14 protein-coding genes are annotated in these 16,050 nt (G+C 58.2%); 9 read left to right on the top strand and 5 right to left on the bottom strand.

Features of this window, described 5'->3' with window-relative positions:
* Window positions 1-22: 22 nt before the first annotated feature.
* Window positions 23-1,744 carry a bifunctional protein-serine/threonine kinase/phosphatase gene (locus BQ9846_RS12265; RefSeq protein WP_075881240.1) on the bottom strand — a complete coding sequence of 574 codons (1,722 nt, stop codon included), beginning with the start codon at window positions 1,742-1,744 and terminating at the stop codon, window positions 23-25.
* A gap of 298 nt (window positions 1,745-2,042) precedes the next feature.
* Between BQ9846_RS12265 and ppa the strand changes: the two genes are divergently transcribed.
* The 8 genes from ppa (at window position 2,043) to purH (ending at window position 10,959) form a co-directional block, all read left to right on the top strand.
* Complete coding sequence (ppa, locus tag BQ9846_RS12260; protein WP_075881239.1) at window positions 2,043-2,573, top strand: inorganic diphosphatase; 531 nt, start codon at window positions 2,043-2,045, stop codon at window positions 2,571-2,573.
* Window positions 2,574-2,789: 216 nt separating this feature from the next.
* Window positions 2,790-4,640 carry a protein-disulfide reductase DsbD gene (dsbD, locus tag BQ9846_RS12255; RefSeq protein WP_075881238.1) on the top strand — a complete coding sequence of 617 codons (1,851 nt, stop codon included), beginning with the start codon at window positions 2,790-2,792 and terminating at the stop codon, window positions 4,638-4,640.
* A gap of 327 nt (window positions 4,641-4,967) precedes the next feature.
* Window positions 4,968-5,432 carry an acetyl-CoA carboxylase biotin carboxyl carrier protein gene (gene accB, locus BQ9846_RS12250; protein WP_075881237.1) on the top strand — a complete coding sequence of 155 codons (465 nt, stop codon included), beginning with the start codon at window positions 4,968-4,970 and terminating at the stop codon, window positions 5,430-5,432.
* Between the two features lie 31 nt (window positions 5,433-5,463).
* Window positions 5,464-6,801, top strand: a complete 1,338-nt coding sequence (gene accC / locus BQ9846_RS12245) for an acetyl-CoA carboxylase biotin carboxylase subunit (protein ID WP_075881236.1) — start codon at window positions 5,464-5,466, stop codon at window positions 6,799-6,801.
* A 123-nt stretch (window positions 6,802-6,924) separates the two neighbouring features.
* Complete coding sequence (prmA, locus tag BQ9846_RS12240; protein ID WP_075881235.1) at window positions 6,925-7,836, top strand: 50S ribosomal protein L11 methyltransferase; 912 nt, start codon at window positions 6,925-6,927, stop codon at window positions 7,834-7,836.
* Between the two features lie 115 nt (window positions 7,837-7,951).
* Window positions 7,952-8,989 (top strand): tRNA dihydrouridine synthase DusB, encoded by a 1,038-nt coding sequence (dusB, locus tag BQ9846_RS12235; RefSeq protein ID WP_075881234.1) that lies wholly within the window; start codon window positions 7,952-7,954, stop codon window positions 8,987-8,989.
* On the top strand, window positions 8,986-9,330 hold the full coding sequence (gene fis, locus BQ9846_RS12230; RefSeq protein ID WP_075881233.1) for a DNA-binding transcriptional regulator Fis: 345 nt from the start codon (window positions 8,986-8,988) through the stop codon (window positions 9,328-9,330). Before dusB ends, fis begins: the two co-directional genes overlap by 4 nt.
* Window positions 9,331-9,378: 48 nt before the next feature.
* Window positions 9,379-10,959, top strand: coding sequence for a bifunctional phosphoribosylaminoimidazolecarboxamide formyltransferase/IMP cyclohydrolase (purH, locus tag BQ9846_RS12225; RefSeq protein WP_075881232.1), 1,581 nt, complete (start codon window positions 9,379-9,381; stop codon window positions 10,957-10,959).
* 77 nt (window positions 10,960-11,036) lie between these two features.
* Here the strand turns inward: purH and BQ9846_RS12220 are convergent, their stop codons facing one another.
* Together BQ9846_RS12220 and folE are read right to left on the bottom strand one after the other, a co-directional pair.
* On the bottom strand, window positions 11,037-12,494 hold the full coding sequence (locus tag BQ9846_RS12220; protein ID WP_075881231.1) for an NAD-dependent succinate-semialdehyde dehydrogenase: 1,458 nt from the start codon (window positions 12,492-12,494) through the stop codon (window positions 11,037-11,039).
* 126 nt (window positions 12,495-12,620) lie between these two features.
* A complete protein-coding gene (folE, locus tag BQ9846_RS12215) occupies window positions 12,621-13,172 on the bottom strand; it encodes a GTP cyclohydrolase I FolE (protein ID WP_075881230.1) in 552 nt (183 codons plus the stop codon).
* Window positions 13,173-13,667: 495 nt separating this feature from the next.
* Between folE and BQ9846_RS12210 the strand changes: the two genes are divergently transcribed.
* Entirely contained in the window at window positions 13,668-14,240 is a 573-nt protein-coding gene (locus BQ9846_RS12210; protein ID WP_075881229.1) for a TraB/TrbI/VirB10 family type IV secretion system protein, read from the top strand.
* Between the two features lie 14 nt (window positions 14,241-14,254).
* Here the strand turns inward: BQ9846_RS12210 and BQ9846_RS12205 are convergent, their stop codons facing one another.
* Together BQ9846_RS12205 and BQ9846_RS12200 are read right to left on the bottom strand one after the other, a co-directional pair.
* Window positions 14,255-15,229: a serine/threonine protein kinase gene (locus BQ9846_RS12205; RefSeq protein ID WP_075881228.1), complete on the bottom strand. Its 975-nt coding sequence runs from the start codon at window positions 15,227-15,229 to the stop codon at window positions 14,255-14,257.
* A 77-nt stretch (window positions 15,230-15,306) separates the two neighbouring features.
* Window positions 15,307-16,020: a ComF family protein gene (locus BQ9846_RS12200; protein WP_075881227.1), complete on the bottom strand. Its 714-nt coding sequence runs from the start codon at window positions 16,018-16,020 to the stop codon at window positions 15,307-15,309.
* Window positions 16,021-16,050: the final 30 nt, after the last annotated feature.

Genomic DNA, 16,050 nt, shown 5'->3' with positions numbered 1-16,050 from the left:
GCACACTTTAAGCCGCTACGCGCTAACGTAGCAGCCAAGAAAGCACCAACAGCAGCAGCAAGATTCCCGCCACCCCTTGCCAAAAACGGCGGGAATCGCTGCGTATCTCTTGCCGACTGCCCCGGCGCGACCGCCCTAGCGGCACACGTAGCGCGTGCAAAAATTCCGACATGCGTCGAAAACGCAGCCCTCGTTGCGGGTCTAGCGCCCGACGTAGGGCATCGTCGAGTTCGGGCGATATTTCTGGATTGGCGGCGCGCGCACTGCGGTAGCTCAACTCTTCCAGATCGGTATGGCTACGCAATCGGTCGGGCGTCAACGCATAGGGCATTTGTCCGGTGAGCAGCCAATAGGTGGTAGAGGCGAGCGAATATTGATCGCTACGCCGGCCAACGCTATCGCCCAGGGCGTACTCCGGTGCGGTATGCTCACTAAAGCCCACTTGTTGCAGCAGCTCGCCCGAGTGGCGATGGCCATCCACTTCCCGCACATGGCAGGCGCTAAAGTCGGTAAGCACGAGCTTGCCGTGATCATCGATCAGCACGTTATCGGGATTGACTTGTTGGTGCAGCACATCGCGGTGGTGTAGCGCCTGCACCGCTTTGCCTAGCTGGTTGGCGATCTCCAGGCGCTGAATCAGTGTCGCTTGCGGATGGCGCTCGGCCCACTGGCGCAGCGTCTCCCCTTCCACATTGGCCATCAGATAATAGAGATAGCGCCGCGGCCGCGAGGGCTCCACCACGCGCACAACGAAGGGCGAATTCACCCGCTCGACCACCCACTGCTGCAGCAAAAAATGCTCTAAATAGGCGTTGCGCAACGATAGCTCCGGGCTTGGCGCTTTCATCACCATGGTGCGGTGGGTAGTGGTATCGCGCACTCGATAAACGCGCGACTGCGCCGTGCGCGATAGCACCTCCAGAATCTCAAAGCCGTCCAAGCGCTCCCCCGGGCTCAACTCGGGCGGGATAGGCAAATCGCCATATACTTGGCCGGGATGGTCGCTTGCCTCCTCGGGGAGCTCGTCGATACGCACCAGTTGAAAGCAGAATTGATCCCCGCCGTAGCCCCGCTCCTGGGCGCGGGTTTTGGCCTCATTGGCCAAGCGCTCGCAGGCGGCGTCCAAGTCGCTGGCATCCAGGCGGATCAAGCGCACGTAGTCCGAAGGCAAAAGCGTGCCGCGCACGGCTTGGGTCGTGAAAAGAAAGATATCCCCCTGCTTGAGGGGGAGCTGGGTATAGTCGATATCGACGCTGCCATCCAGCCCCAAGGCCCGCGAGGGGTAGCGATAACCGCCCAGGTCGGTCACATGATCCCGCGATACCTGTTCAAACTCGGCGCCGCGCAGACGAAACACCAAGGTATCGCCCATGTGAAACAGGTGCGCTTCTCGGTGGCGAAACACCAGTGCCGACACCGATGAAACAAAACTCCCCTCGTGCACGTGCTGGCTCTGGCTATAGCACCAGCTATTAAGGGCACGTAGCACGCGGGTGGCCGACGTTTTGACATCCCAGTGGTCGGGAGTGGAGAAGTAGTCCGCCAAGAACCCCCTTACGCTGAGATCGCCCGCCTGCTTCGCCATGGTATTGCGGGATATCGAGTCACTAATCACCGCGCAGCCACCCTTCGCTTTTAAAAGCGGCGCCTCGGGAATCTGCACCGACATGGAGCTGCGGTGCTGACGCCGGTCGGGCGCCACAAAACCTTGGCCATAACTGATGAGCAATTGGGCGTGCGCCAAGTTTTCCTCCTGGAAAGCGTGATAACCGAGGGTCAAGGGGCAAAAGCGAATGCCCTACCGGCTAGTGCATTACGTGTCCGCTATGATACCGCTCGCTGTAATACAGGCGCTATCATAAACACAGCGGCGCTCATTCGCCTACACAATGGCCACCGACCTACGTTTTAGAAACGTAGGTCGCATTGGTAATTCGCGAGTCTTGTTCGTATAATCCCACGCCATAAATGTTGGCTTATTTCCGATCAGCCAGTTGCACGCTTTTCAGTACGATTTTTCAAGTACGCTCAAGGAAATTACGATGAACTTTGACAACATCCCCGCCGGTAAGGATCTGCCCAACGATATTTACGTGGTCATTGAGATCCCGGCCCATCATGCGCCGATCAAGTATGAGATCGACAAAGACATGGGGTCACTGCTGGTTGATCGCTTCATGGCAACACCGATGTTCTACCCGGCCAACTACGGTTTTATCCCGCACACCCTGGCCGACGATGGCGACCCGCTCGACGCCTTGGTCGTCACTCCGCATCCGGTTCAGCCGGGCAGTATCATCCGCGCCCGCCCGGTGGGTGTACTCAACATGACCGATGAAGCCGGTGAAGACGCCAAGCTGGTGTGTGTCCCCCACGCCAAGCTCTCAGCCCTTTACGACGACGTTCAGGAAGTGACCGACCTGCCAGAACTGCTGCGCCAACAAATCGCCCACTTCTTCGAAAACTACAAAGACCTCGAAAAAGGCAAATGGGTGAAAGTGGAGTCCTGGGAAGGCGCCGATGCCGCGCGTAAAGCGATTGATAAATCGGTGGCGGCGTACCAAAAAGCGTAACCACGCCGACGCATCATCGTCCTCCAACGGGCTGCCTTTTCACGGCGGCCCGTTTATATTTTGCAGACCATTAAGTTGCGATGAAATCCCGCGTCATGTCACCGCAGCCACCGCGCGGGGAGTCTGTTTACGTTAAGCTGTCGCATTGGCGGCTCCCCTCCAGGGGCGCGCCCTTTTCCTGCCTTCCCACGCTAACGGATAATTTGAGGAGATTCTGTGCTGTCGCGTCAACGCTCGCTCGTGCTTAGCCTCTGGCTAACGTTGCTGATGATCCCACTGGTGGCCAGCGCGCAGTGGTTCTCCTCCTCTGAGCAGGAGGGTGAATTTCTGCCGGTGATGGAAGCCTTCCAGCCCAGCGCCTGGCACGATGGCGAGACGCTCTTTATCGGCATGGAAATCGCTGACGACTACTACCTCTATCGCCATCAATTCGCCGTTGAAAGCCAAACTCAAGGCGTAGCGCTTCAAGCGCCAAAACTGCCCGAAGGCAGCTTCACCACCGATGAGTTTCTGGGCGATGTGTATATCTTCCGCCAGCAGGTGGTGCTGGAGGTGCCGTTTGACCCAGCGCATAGCGGGCCGCTGCCCGTTGAGCTGACGTTTCAGGGCTGCGCGGACGCGGGGCTCTGCTACCCGCCGGAGCGTACCGCCCTTGAGGCAATACAGTCCGAAGCACCGCCCGCCTTTGCCGACTGGAACGGTGGCGACCCGGCAGCAGAGCCCACAGAGCCCACAGAGGCAAGCCGTTTTGACGGCCCGCAAAGCGATGATCGTCGCTTTACCGCCCTGTTAAACGAGGCAAGCCTACCGCTGGCATTGGGGCTCTTTTTTATCGCCGGGCTCGGGCTAACCTTCACCCCTTGCGTTCTGCCGATGATTCCGATTTTGTCATCGATTGTAGTGGGGCAAAACCCGACAAAACCGCGCGCTTTCGTGCTCTCCGTAAGCTACGTCCTGGGCATGTCGGCTACCTACGCCCTCGTGGGCATTCTCATGGGGCTGTTTGGCGCCGGACTGAACCTGCAAGCGCACCTGCAATCCGCACCCGTGCTTACCGTCTTCGCCTTGCTGTTTACGCTCTTTGCGCTCGCCATGTTTGGCGCCTTTGACCTGCGCCTTTCACCGCGTTTGGCGGGCCGAGTGGATGCCTGGCAAGCACGCGCCCAGCAAAGCGGCCCCCTTGGGCTGGCGCTTGCCGGGGCACTTTCGGTGCTAGTCGTCTCGCCTTGTGTCACCGCACCGCTCGCCGGGGCGCTCGTTTTTATCTCCTCCACGGGCGACGCGGCATTGGGCGGCGCCGTCCTCTTTGCCTTGGGCCTCGGCATGGGCGTGCCGCTGCTACTGGTGGGCACGTTTGGCGCGACACTGCTGCCGCGTTCAGGCGCCTGGATGAACGGGGTGAAAATTGCCTTTGGCCTGCTGCTGCTGGGCGTGGCGATCTGGATGATTGAGCGCTTGGTGCCTGCCACGGTGGCGCTACTGCTATGGGCAGCGCTTGCCATTGGCACCGCCCTCGCCCTTGGCGCACTACAGCTTAATCAGCCACAAGGGTGGGCACGGGTCCGTCAGACGCTGGGTATTTTACTGCTTGCCTGGGGGCTTGCCCTGGTGATCGGCGCTGCGCAGGGCGGCAGCAACCCGCTGCGCCCGCTGCAATTCAGCGCGTCTACGCCAGAAGCAAATAGCGAGCAAACGCTGGCGTTTCAAGAGGTCGATCGGCTTAGCGCGTTAGACGCCGCACTCAACGACGCCACTGACCAGGGCCGACCCGCTTTTGTTCACTTCACCGCCGACTGGTGCATCACCTGCAAGCAGATGGAGCGTGAGGTCTACCCAAGCCCCGATGTCACACGCGCCCTTCAGGATTACACCCTGATCAAGGCCGATGTCACCCAAACCAATGAACACAGTCGCGCGCTGCTTGAGCGTTATCGTCTCTTTGGCCCGCCGAGCCTGCTCTTTTTTTACCAAGGCGAAGAAATTCTTGAGGCCCGTATTCAAGGGGAAGTCAACGCGGCCCAATTAGAGCAGCACCTTCAGACGCTCAGCGACTGGCTTGCCAGCTGACCCTCAAGCTTCATGCCCCGCCAACGGGGCTTTATGCCGCGAACATCGTCAAACATTCGTTTAAACACGTGCCGCAAGGCGCATCCATGCCTCTGCTGGACAAGCACCGCCTTTTTCGGCACACTCCTGCGCATATTGGTCAAAATGTAACGCCTAAAACGGCCAGCATAGGGGTAACGTGCGCTAACGTGTCGCGTTCTCTTATATTTTGATCTAGGTTTACTGCACCAGTAGGCGCTGGCCACACGCCGAGCGCCCTGCTATTTGCTAGCTTTTATTCATTCGTTTTCTCGATTATTTATTCTCTTTAACCCATAAGGCGACCTCATGGATATTCGCAAAGTCAAAAAACTCATTGAGCTGCTGGAAGAGTCCAACATCAGCGAAATCGAAATCCAGGAAGGCGAAGAGTCCGTGCGTATTAGCCGTCACCCCAACGGTAGCGCTCAACCAGCGCCAGCAATGCCGCAATACGCACCACAACCCACCCATGCCCCCGCTCCGCAAGCGGCACCGGCAGCCAGCGAAGAGCCCGCGGAGACGGCGATGACATATCGCGGTGAAGCGGTCAGCTCGCCCATGGTAGGCACCTTCTACCGCAGCCCGGCGCCGGGAGCGAAATCCTTCGTCGAAGTGGGTGACAGCGTGAAGCAAGGCGACACCATCTGCATCGTGGAAGCGATGAAAATGATGAACCAAATCGAAGCTGACCGCGATGGCACCATTGAGGCGATCCTGGTTGAGGACGGAGAGCCGGTCGAGTTTGATCAACCCATGATCGTGATTGCCTGATCTTCTTTTACTGACACGGGTGGACTTCTCCATGCTGGACAAGGTACTTATCGCCAACCGCGGCGAGATTGCCCTGCGCATTTTGCGCGCTTGCAAAGAGCTGGGCATTAAAACCGTGGCGGTACACTCAAAAGCCGACCGCGAACTCATGCATGTGCGCCTCGCTGATGAAGCCGTTTGCATCGGCCCGGCCTCTTCTGCGCTCTCTTATCTCAACATCCCGGCGCTTATTAGCGCCGCGGAAGTCACCGATTCAAGCGCCATACACCCCGGCTACGGCTTTCTTTCGGAAAACGCCAACTTTGCCGAGCAGGTCGAGCGCTCGGGCTTCACGTTTATTGGCCCCAAGGCGGACACGATCCGCCTAATGGGCGACAAGGTCAGCGCCATTGAGGCAATGAAAAAAGCGGGCGTTCCCACTGTGCCCGGCTCCGACGGGCCTCTTGGCGAAGACGATGAAATCAACCTCGCCACCGCCCGGCGCATTGGCTACCCCGTCATCATCAAAGCCGCCGCTGGCGGCGGTGGTCGCGGCATGCGCGTGGTACACACCGAAGGCCACCTGCTTTCCGCTATCAACGTGACCCGCACCGAGGCGCACTCCTCGTTTGGCGACGGCACGGTCTACATGGAGAAATTTCTAGAAAAACCGCGCCACGTGGAAGTACAAGTGCTAGCGGATGGTCAGGGCAACGCGATTCACCTTTATGACCGCGACTGCTCGCTGCAGCGTCGCCATCAAAAGGTGCTCGAGGAAGCCCCGGCCCCTGGCATTGACCCCGCCGCGCGCGCCAACGTGTTGGATGCGTGCCGGGAGGCGTGCCTGGAAATCAACTACCGCGGCGCCGGTACCTTTGAATTTCTCTACGAAGATGGTGAATTCTTCTTTATCGAGATGAACACCCGCGTCCAGGTGGAGCACCCGGTCACCGAAATGGTCACCGGCGTGGATATCGTCAAAGAGCAGCTGCGCATCGCCTCCGGCATGCCGCTGTCCATCCAGCAAGAAGACGTGAAGCTGAGCGGGCATGCGTTTGAGTGTCGCATTAACGCCGAAGACGCGCGCACCTTCATGCCCTCTCCGGGCAAGGTCACGCTTTACCACGCCCCGGGCGGCCTCGGCGTGCGGATGGATTCGCACCTGTATACCGGCTATACCGTGCCGCCGCACTACGACTCGCTGATTGGCAAGCTCATCACCTGGGGTGAGGATCGCGATATTGCCCTGACTCGCATGCGCAACGCCCTTGACGAGCTACTTGTGGAAGGCATCAAAACCAATATCGACCTGCAGAAAGATTTGGTGCGCGACAGCTATTTCCGCCAAGGCGGGGTTAACATCCACTACCTGGAAAAGAAGCTCGGTTAATCGCCTGATAACGAGCAGCAAAGACGGCATAAAAACGGGGTGGCCATGCCGCCCCGTTTTGCTTGCTTCACCGACTTCAGCATCACGACTCGCCTTTAACCCCCACTCAGTGGAGACCGCACCATGCCTTGGCTGCAACTCAAAGCTCACGTCGCCCCCGAGCAAGCCGAGCTTTTAGAAGAGCTTTTGCTAGAGGAAGGCGCCACCGCGATTGGCTTACAGGACGCTCACGACGACCCGGTATTTGAACCGGAGCGTGGCACGACGCCCCTATGGCAAGACACGATATTAACCGGTCTTTACGACGATCTCGAAGGGGTCGACGCCATGCTCGGCCGCATTCATTCCGCTTGGGCGCAGCAGATACCCGGCGAGCCTTGCCCCGAGATTGAATACGAGCTTCTCGCCGACCGCGATTGGGAGCGCGAGTGGATGGAGGATTTCACGCCGCTGCCGATGGGCGAGCGCCTGTGGATTGTGCCGAGCTGGCATACGCCGCCTCAACCCGGCGCGGTCAACCTCATTTTAGACCCAGGCCTGGCCTTTGGCACCGGCACCCATCCCACCACCGCGCTATGTTTAGAGTGGTTGGATAGTTTGGCGGTCGACGGCACGCTCGCCGATAAAAAGGTGCTCGATGTGGGCTGCGGCTCGGGGATTCTCGCCATCGCCGCGCTTAAGCTCGGTGCTCGGCATGCCGATGCCACCGATATTGACCCGCAGGCGCTTCAAGCTAGCCGCGACAACGCCGAGCGCAATGCGATTCAAGCGCAGCAACTTTCGCTTTACTACCCCGAACAGCTGCCTTCCGGCACGTATCCGGTGGTGACCGCTAACATTCTCGCGGGCCCACTGGTAGAACTGGCCGCGACGATTGCAGGTCATGTCGCCCCCGGTGGGCACCTTGCGCTGTCGGGCATTTTGGCCAACCAAGCCGATAACGTCTTGGAGGCCTACCAGGCCCAAGGCCTGCGGATGCAAGCGCCCGCCCTGCGCGATGGCTGGGTGCGACTGACCGGCACGCGGCCGTTATAATGTTGTTATCGCCCGCCATCAGCAAATCCCCCGCGTCGGCCTTCACCCTAGCGGCGAGTCGGCGTATCATACCTGCCCTTATCGAATTTGATTCACTGCCACGACTCGCACTGCTATGACCGAACGCTCTCCACTGCCGTCGATTGGCCACCATACGCTGATGAATCGCGCGATTTTGGCGCCCATGGCAGGGGTCACCGACCGCCCTTTTCGCCAGTTGTGTCGCCGTTTAGGCGCCGGCTGGGTCGTCGGCGAGATGGTCACCTCAGACCCCAGCCTATGGCACACCCGCAAATCTCAGCAGCGGATGGACCATAGCGGGGAGCCTTCTCCCCGAGTGGTACAGATCGCCGGCGGTGACGCGCGTATGCTCGCCGAGGCCGCCCGCCTCAACGCCGAGCTTGGGGCCGAGGTCATCGACATCAACATGGGCTGCCCGGCGAAGAAGGTCTGCAACAAAGCCGCGGGGTCGGCGCTCTTGCGCGACGAGGCCCTGGTTGCCGACATTGTTAACGCGGTAGTGGCGGCCGTCGAGATACCGGTGACGCTAAAAATTCGCACTGGCTGGTGCGCCAAGAGCAATAACGGCGTGCGCATCGCAAGACTTGCCGAAGACGCCGGCATTCAAGCACTGGCCGTGCATGGGCGCCATCGTCAGCAGCGTTACACGGGGCACGCGGAGTACGACACCATCGCCGAGATCAAGTCACGGGTTAATATTCCGGTATTTGCCAATGGCGATATCACCAGTGCGGAAAAAGCCGCCGAGGTGCTTCGCCATACCCAAGCCGATGCGGTCATGGTGGGACGGGGCGCTCAAGGTAACCCCTGGATTTTTCAGCAAATCACCCACTTCTTGGCGCACGGCCAACATTTGGCTCCACCCTCGTTAAGCGAGCGCCACACGGTGCTCAGCCAACACTTGGCCGAGCTGCACGCCTTCTATGGCCCTGTCATGGGTCCCAGAATCGCGCGCAAGCATATCGGCTGGTATTTAAGTGCCGATAGCCGCTTTGACGAGACCGAGCAGCGCACGCTCAAACGCCAGTTCAATGGGTTAGAATCTGCCCAATCTCAGCGTGAATGGATCAACGACGCCATGGCGTGCGATGCAGCCACGCGTCTTTTCGCCAAAGGAAGCCATGCGGCATGAATGAACGCGATCTTTTATCCCAGTACCCGGCAAGTGACGCGATGACCTCATCGGCTGAACCTGCAACCGATACGACTGGCTCGCCGCAACCCCTGCGCGAAGCCGTCGAAGTCTCTATGCAGCGCTATTTCGAGCATCTCGATGGCGGCGATACCAGCGACCTTTATGCCATGGTACTCGCGGAAGTCGAAGCGCCGCTGTTGGCCTCGGTGATGGCTTATGCCGAAGGCAACCAGACCCGAGCCGCCACCCTGCTCGGCTTAAACCGCGGCACCCTGCGCAAAAAACTGAAATGCTATGGCCTTCTTGACTCAGGCCTTTTTGAAGGTGACGCCCCTTAATCGGGGCGTTGCTGCTTTTATTGACCGACCCTCAACGTGAGCACACCCATGGCTGATAGCACTGCAACCCCCGTTCGCCGCGCCTTACTAAGCGTGTCTGATAAAACCGGCATTGTCGACTTCGCTCGTGGCTTAACCGAGCAAGGCGTTGAACTGCTCTCGACGGGGGGTACCTTCCGCCTACTGCAAGAAAATAGCATTGCGGTTAAAGAAGTCTCTGAGCATACCGGCTTTCCCGAAATCATGGATGGCCGGGTCAAAACGCTGCACCCGAAAATTCACGGCGGTATTTTGGGCCGCCGCGGGCAGGACGACGCGGTCATGGCGGAAAATGACATTGCTCCCATTGATATGGTCGTGGTGAACCTTTACCCCTTTGCTGCCACGGTGGCCAAAGACGACTGCACGCTGGAAGACGCCATCGAAAACATCGATATCGGTGGCCCCACGATGGTGCGAGCCTGCGCCAAAAACCACGCCTACACCACCATCGTGGTGAATGCCGACGACTACGCGCGCATCCTCGACGAGCTAGCGACACACGCGGGCCAAGTCAGTGCGACCACCCGCTTTGACCTGGCGGTGAAAGCGTTTGAACACACCGCCGGTTATGATGGCGCGATTGCCGACTACTTAGGCCGCCAAGTCAGTGATTCCGACGCCCTGTTCCCGCGCACCTTCAACCTGCAATTACACAAAAAGCAGGACATGCGCTACGGTGAAAACCCGCACCAGAACGCAGCGTTTTATGTCGACCCGACAGCCCAAGAGCCGAGTGTGGCGACCGCCCGCACGCTGCAAGGCAAACCGCTCTCGTTTAATAACGTCGCCGATACCGATGCCGCCTTTGAGTGCGTCAAAGCCTTTGACGACACCGCCTGCGTAATTGTGAAACACGCCAACCCCTGCGGGGTCGCCGTGGGCCAAACCGCCCTTGAGGCGTACGACAAGGCGTTTGCCACCGACCCCACCAGCGCCTTCGGCGGCATCATTGCCTTTAACACACCGCTTGACGCCGACACCGCCCGTGCGATTATCGAGCGCCAGTTTGTGGAAGTCATTATCGCCCCCGGGGTGAGCGATGACGCCGCCACCATCGTGGCCAAGAAACAGAACGTACGCCTGCTCGACGTTAGCGCCCACTGGCCAGGCGACCCGCAGCCGGCATTCGACTTCAAACGCGTTAACGGCGGCTTACTGGTGCAAGAGCGTGACCAGGGCATGGTGGAGCGTAACGATCTCACTGTGGTCAGTGAGCGCGCGCCCAGCGAGCAGGAACTTCGGGATCTCGCCTTCGCCTGGCGGGTGGCGAAATTCGTTAAATCCAACGCGATTGTCTACGCCAAGGATGGTCACACCATTGGCGTCGGCGCGGGACAAATGAGCCGGGTCTACTCGGCCAAAATTGCCGGCATTAAAGCCGCCGACGAAGGGCTTTCGGTGCCGGGCTCCGTCATGGCGTCGGATGCGTTTTTCCCCTTCCGTGACGGTATCGACGCCGCCGCTACGGCAGGCATCACGGCCGTGATTCAGCCCGGCGGCTCCATGCGCGACCAAGAAGTGATCGACGCCGCCAACGAAGCCGGCATTGCCATGGTATTCACCGGCATGCGTCACTTCCGTCACTGACGAAAGCGCGCTTTATGCCCGCAAAAAAGCCAGCGACGTTACATCGCTGGCTTTTTCTCTCATAAGCGAGTCCAGGCTTACCCCAGGTCGATACACACGTATTTGGTTTCCAGAAACTCATCAAGCCCTTGATGCCCGCCTTCACGGCCGATGCCGGAGGCTTTCACGCCGCCAAAAGGTGCCGCCGCGTTTGAGATTAACCCCGTGTTAACACCGACCATGCCGTACTCCAAGGCTTCAGAGACGCGCCACACACGCGCGAGATCTTTTGAGTAGAAGTAGGATGCCAAGCCATACTGGGTGTCATTGGCCATTGAGATCGCGGTTTCTTCATCATCAAAGGGGAATACCGCCGCTAGCGGGCCGAAGGTCTCTTCTTTGGCAACCTTCATCTCACTGGTCGCAAAGCTAATCAGGGTTGGCGAGAAGAAATTGCCGCCCAGCGAATGGGGATGGCCGCCGAGAAGTAGCTCCGCGCCGCGATCGACCGCGTCCTGAACGTGCTCACTCACTTTTTGTACGGCGTCTTGGTCAATCAGCGGCCCGATATTGATATTGGGCTTGCTGCCATTACCCACGTGCAGCTCGCTGTTCATGGCGACGGCCAACTTTTCACAGAAGGCATTCACCACGCTGGACTGGACCAAAAAGCGGTTGGTGCAGATACACGTTTGCCCCGCATTGCGAAACTTGGCCGCCATCGCACCTTCGACCGCGGCATCCAAGTCCGCATCTTCAAATACGATAAAGGGCGCGTTGCCGCCAAGCTCCAGAGAGATTTTTTGGATGTGTTCCGAGGCTTGCGCCATCAGCTTGCGCCCGACTTCGGTCGAACCCGTGAAGGTAATTTTGCGCACCTTGGGCGATGAGGTAAGCGCTTGGGCAATCTCGGGGGCTTGCCCCGGCACGACGTTAAACACCCCACGTGGAATTCCTGCACGCTCGGCTAAAAAGGCCAAGGCGGTGGCGGAGAAAGGCGTTTGACTGGCGGGCTTTACCACGATCGTGCAGCCTGCCGCCAAGGCAGCCCCGGCTTTGCGGGTAATCATCGCAGCGGGGAAGTTCCATGGGGTAATGGCCCCCACAACGCCCACCGGCTGCTTGGTCACCACAATCCGCTGACTGGCCTTCGCCGCAGGAATCGTTTCGCCATAAATGCGCCGTCCTTGTTCGGCAAACCAGCGCAAAAAGCTTGCCGCATACGCGATCTCGCCTTCCGCTTCTTTCAGTGGCTTACCCTGCTCGAAAGTCATCAGCATGGCCAAGTCTTGCTGATGCTCCAGCATTAAATCGTGCCATTTGATCAGCAGGTCCGCGCGCTCCTGGGCGGTCATCGCCCGCCAAGCGGGCAGTGCCGCGTCAGCGGCATCCACGGCGCGTAATGTTTCGGCTTTGCCCAAGCGCGGCATGTCCCCGACCAACTCTTGCGTTGCCGGGTTAACGACATTGATCTGCTCACCGCTATCGGCGGCTACCCAACTGCCATCAATATAGGCAAATGGGCAGTAAAGCTGCGTTTCTTTTAGCGCTTCCATGACTAACTCCTGACCAAATGATGGCCCCATGGGTAAATGGTGAAAATCATGCTAAGACGAAAAGCCTCATTTGACCAAGTACCAAGGACAAATTTGCGCATTAAAAAGCGAATGCCTCCCTTTATTCTAGCTGACCAGGGTGAGAAACTCCTGCCGCGTCGCCTGGTTTTCGCGGAAATCACCTAGCATCACCGATGAGGTCATGCTGGAATTTTGTTTCTCCACGCCGCGCATCATCATGCACAGATGCCGCGCTTCCACGACCACCGCCACGCCCCGCGCGCTGGTTACCTGTTGTACCGCTTCGGCGATCTGGCGCGTCAAATTCTCCTGAATCTGCATTCGCCGCGCATACATGTCCACGATACGGGCAAACTTCGATAATCCCAGCACCTTGCCGTTAGGCAGATAGGCGACGTGGCATTTACCGATAAAAGGCAGTAAGTGGTGCTCGCACATTGAGTAGAGCTCGATATCCTTCACCAACACCATTTCGTCGGTTTGAGATTCAAACACCGCGCCATTAACAATGCCTTCCAACGACTGGTGGTAACCCGCATTGAGAAATTGCATGGCTTTGGCGGCGCGCTGGGGTGTGTCGCGTAGCCCTTCGCGGTCGGGGTCTTCGCCTAACTGTCCAATAATTTGGCGGTAATGATGGGCGATATCATCGGTCATATTCAGCCTCGTGTGTAAAGTTCGGCTCGCTTAGTGGCGTTGGATCTGCTCGGTTAGTCGGCCAGCCGGTCAGGGGTGTTTTGTGTGTTAATAGCGGCTGCATAGCCACAAAAAGTGAAACGGCTGAAACTCAAAGGCCGCCTGATTCGTAAACCTCGACTCACAAGCCATGGTATCGGCTTTTCAACACTCAAAATTCATTACAAAATGTATACAATTAAAACTCCATGTACAACTAAAATCAGTTTAGATTCTATTTTATCGCACCCGTACCGTCATGGCAGCGCCTCGTTAGTGGCGGCGCCTTACTTGATGACCAATAATTATTTATATATAACCCCTGTGGCAGAGTGACACGCTGGCGCAGCCTGGTGGGTTGGCGCTATGTTATAGTGGAATGAGCGTTCACTGATAACGCTTACACTATGCTTCCCAGCAAGGTTTCCCAGTAAGCGTTTTCACAGTAAGACCTTATCCATCCAGCGAGAGCCCGCTATGTCATTTAGACCGACTTTTAGGTTGACAACCACCTGGTTCACCGCGCTAGCTGCACCGTTTCTGGCGATGCCGCTTTACGCCGCCGAAGAAACCCTTACCTTGCCGAATAACGCCACCGTCGGTGTCGAGTTCGTCGAAACGATCGCTTTCGACGAAGGAGAAACACGTCAAGACAGCATCCTGCTCCGCCCAAGCGATCACGATAACGCGTCGCATACACTGCCTGAGTACTGCGTCTTGATCGCCGATGCTCAGCTTTCGGACAACCGCATGCGCATTACCGCGCATGATGTCACCTGTATCGAAACGGATAACGAGGACAGCGCCATTTTTTCAGGCGCGATTAACGCCAGTGTTTACGACAGCGACGGCCAATATGGGCTGGCCTGCGATAACGACCGTTGCGCTACCTCCCCTGGGCGCAGCTTCTTGCTTACCTTAAGCGAGGTACTAGAAATCGAGGCGCAGGATAATCCCTCGGCGGAAATCAACGAGCAGCGCCGCCAAGCGAGTGGCGATGGTGTCGCCAACCCGATCCCGTCTGAGCGCCCCGACCCCGAAAGCCAGTAATCTGCCTTAGCCACTCATGCAAGCCAACGGGGAGACGCCAGCTGGAGCCGTTGCTGCTCTAGCTGGCGAATATGCTGATCCCAGTAACCACTACCCGCCACCCAAGGAAAGGCTTGCGGAAACGCAGGGTCACTCCAGCGATCCACCAGCCAGGCACTGTGGCGTACCAAACGGTAGCTTCGCAATGGCTCTATCAAGGTCAGCTGATCATGGGGAAAAGCCCTCTCTTCCTCATACCCTTCTGAAATTTCACTAAGCTGCGCTCGCCAGGTTTGCGGGTCATCCATTGCAAGCAGCATCCAGATATCCTGTATCGCCGGTGCCATCAAGCAGTCATCGAAGTCGACGAGGGTAAACGTTTCCTCGCGACCTAAAATATTGCCCAGATGGCAGTCTCCGTGGCAGCGGATTATGGCGATCTCTTTTTTCAGATAAGGTGCTACTTGCTCCTGCAACTGGGTCGTCACACGCTCATAGGCGCGACGCTGATGTACCGTTAACCAGTCACTGGTCAATATTCGCTCACGCGCCTGAGCAATCCCCTCGGGCATATCCAGCGTACCGCGGTGGAGGAACGTTTTTTTCTCCCCCACGCGGTGCAACCGCGCTAGTAAACCACCTAAAGCAAAGAGGTGGGCGGGATTATCCAACTCGGGCGCTTGCCCCACACACTGAGGAAAGAGCGCAAAATCGTACCCCTCAAAGTGGTGCAACGAGTGCCCGTCGCTATTTCGCCAAGGTGCCACCACCGGCACCTTGGCGTTTTTGAGCTCGTGTAGGAAGTCATGCTCCTCTTGAATCGTCGCCTTCGACCAGCGCCCGGGACGATAAAACTTCACCACCCAGCCGCGGCGCTCATCGTCGCGAAACAGCAGCACGCGATTTTCATAACTATTGAGGGCGAAAGGCTCCCCGGCGGGCCAAATGCCGGTGGACTCAATAGCCGACATCACCACATTGGGCGATAGTGCGCGATAAGGGTGCGACATAGAGACCTCCTTTTCGATGGAAGCTCATTCTATCAGCTAAGTCGGATAACTCGGCATAGCGTCTATTCACCCGTTTCTTAACCACGCGGCGTTCGCGCCAAGGCATAAACAGTCACCTCCTCGGCCCCCGCTTCCTTCGCCGCCAGCGCCAGCGCATGAGCCGTCGCCCCTGTTGTTAGGACATCATCTATGATCGCCACGCGCTTTGGCAGACGACTGGTCACGGCAAACACGCCTTCCAGGTTACGCCGCCGCGCCGAACGCCCCAAAAGCCGTTGGCTAGGGGTATCGACGACACGCCTGGCATTCATCAGTGGCCGATCCCAAGCTTTGTGTAACTGTTTCGCTAGCCACTGAGATTGATTAAAACCACGCTCGCGGGAACGGTTGAGATGCAAAGGGACAGGCAACAACGCCTCAGACGGGCAGCCCTGCAAGGTCTGCATAAAAAGCATCATAAGCAGTAACCCCGCGCGTGGCTCGCCATTGAACTTGAACGCGTGCATTAACGGGCGGATCTGCTCTTGATACAGAAGCGGCGCGTGCGCTCTTGCAAAGGCGGGGGGCAAAGCCAGGCACTCACGGCACCTCGTTGCCGCCGTAAAAGTCAGCGGCTCGGCGCATAGCCGGCAAGCATGGTGATTCCAAGGCAACGCAGCAAAGCATGGCCCACACCAGGCCATCCCAGGCTTCACCTCACCCAAGCAGAAAGCGCAGTAGCCGGGCAGCCCCAAACGCAGCTGCCGCTCTATCCATTGAATCACACTACGACCCCGCCGCGACGTTGGCATTTTCACTCCTTCCCTGGATTTTTCACGCGT

The organism is Vreelandella massiliensis, from assembly GCF_900155385.1.
GTDB classification, from domain to species: Bacteria; Pseudomonadota; Gammaproteobacteria; order Pseudomonadales; family Halomonadaceae; genus Vreelandella; species Vreelandella massiliensis.
This window is presented reverse-complemented; position numbering and strand designations above follow the sequence as displayed.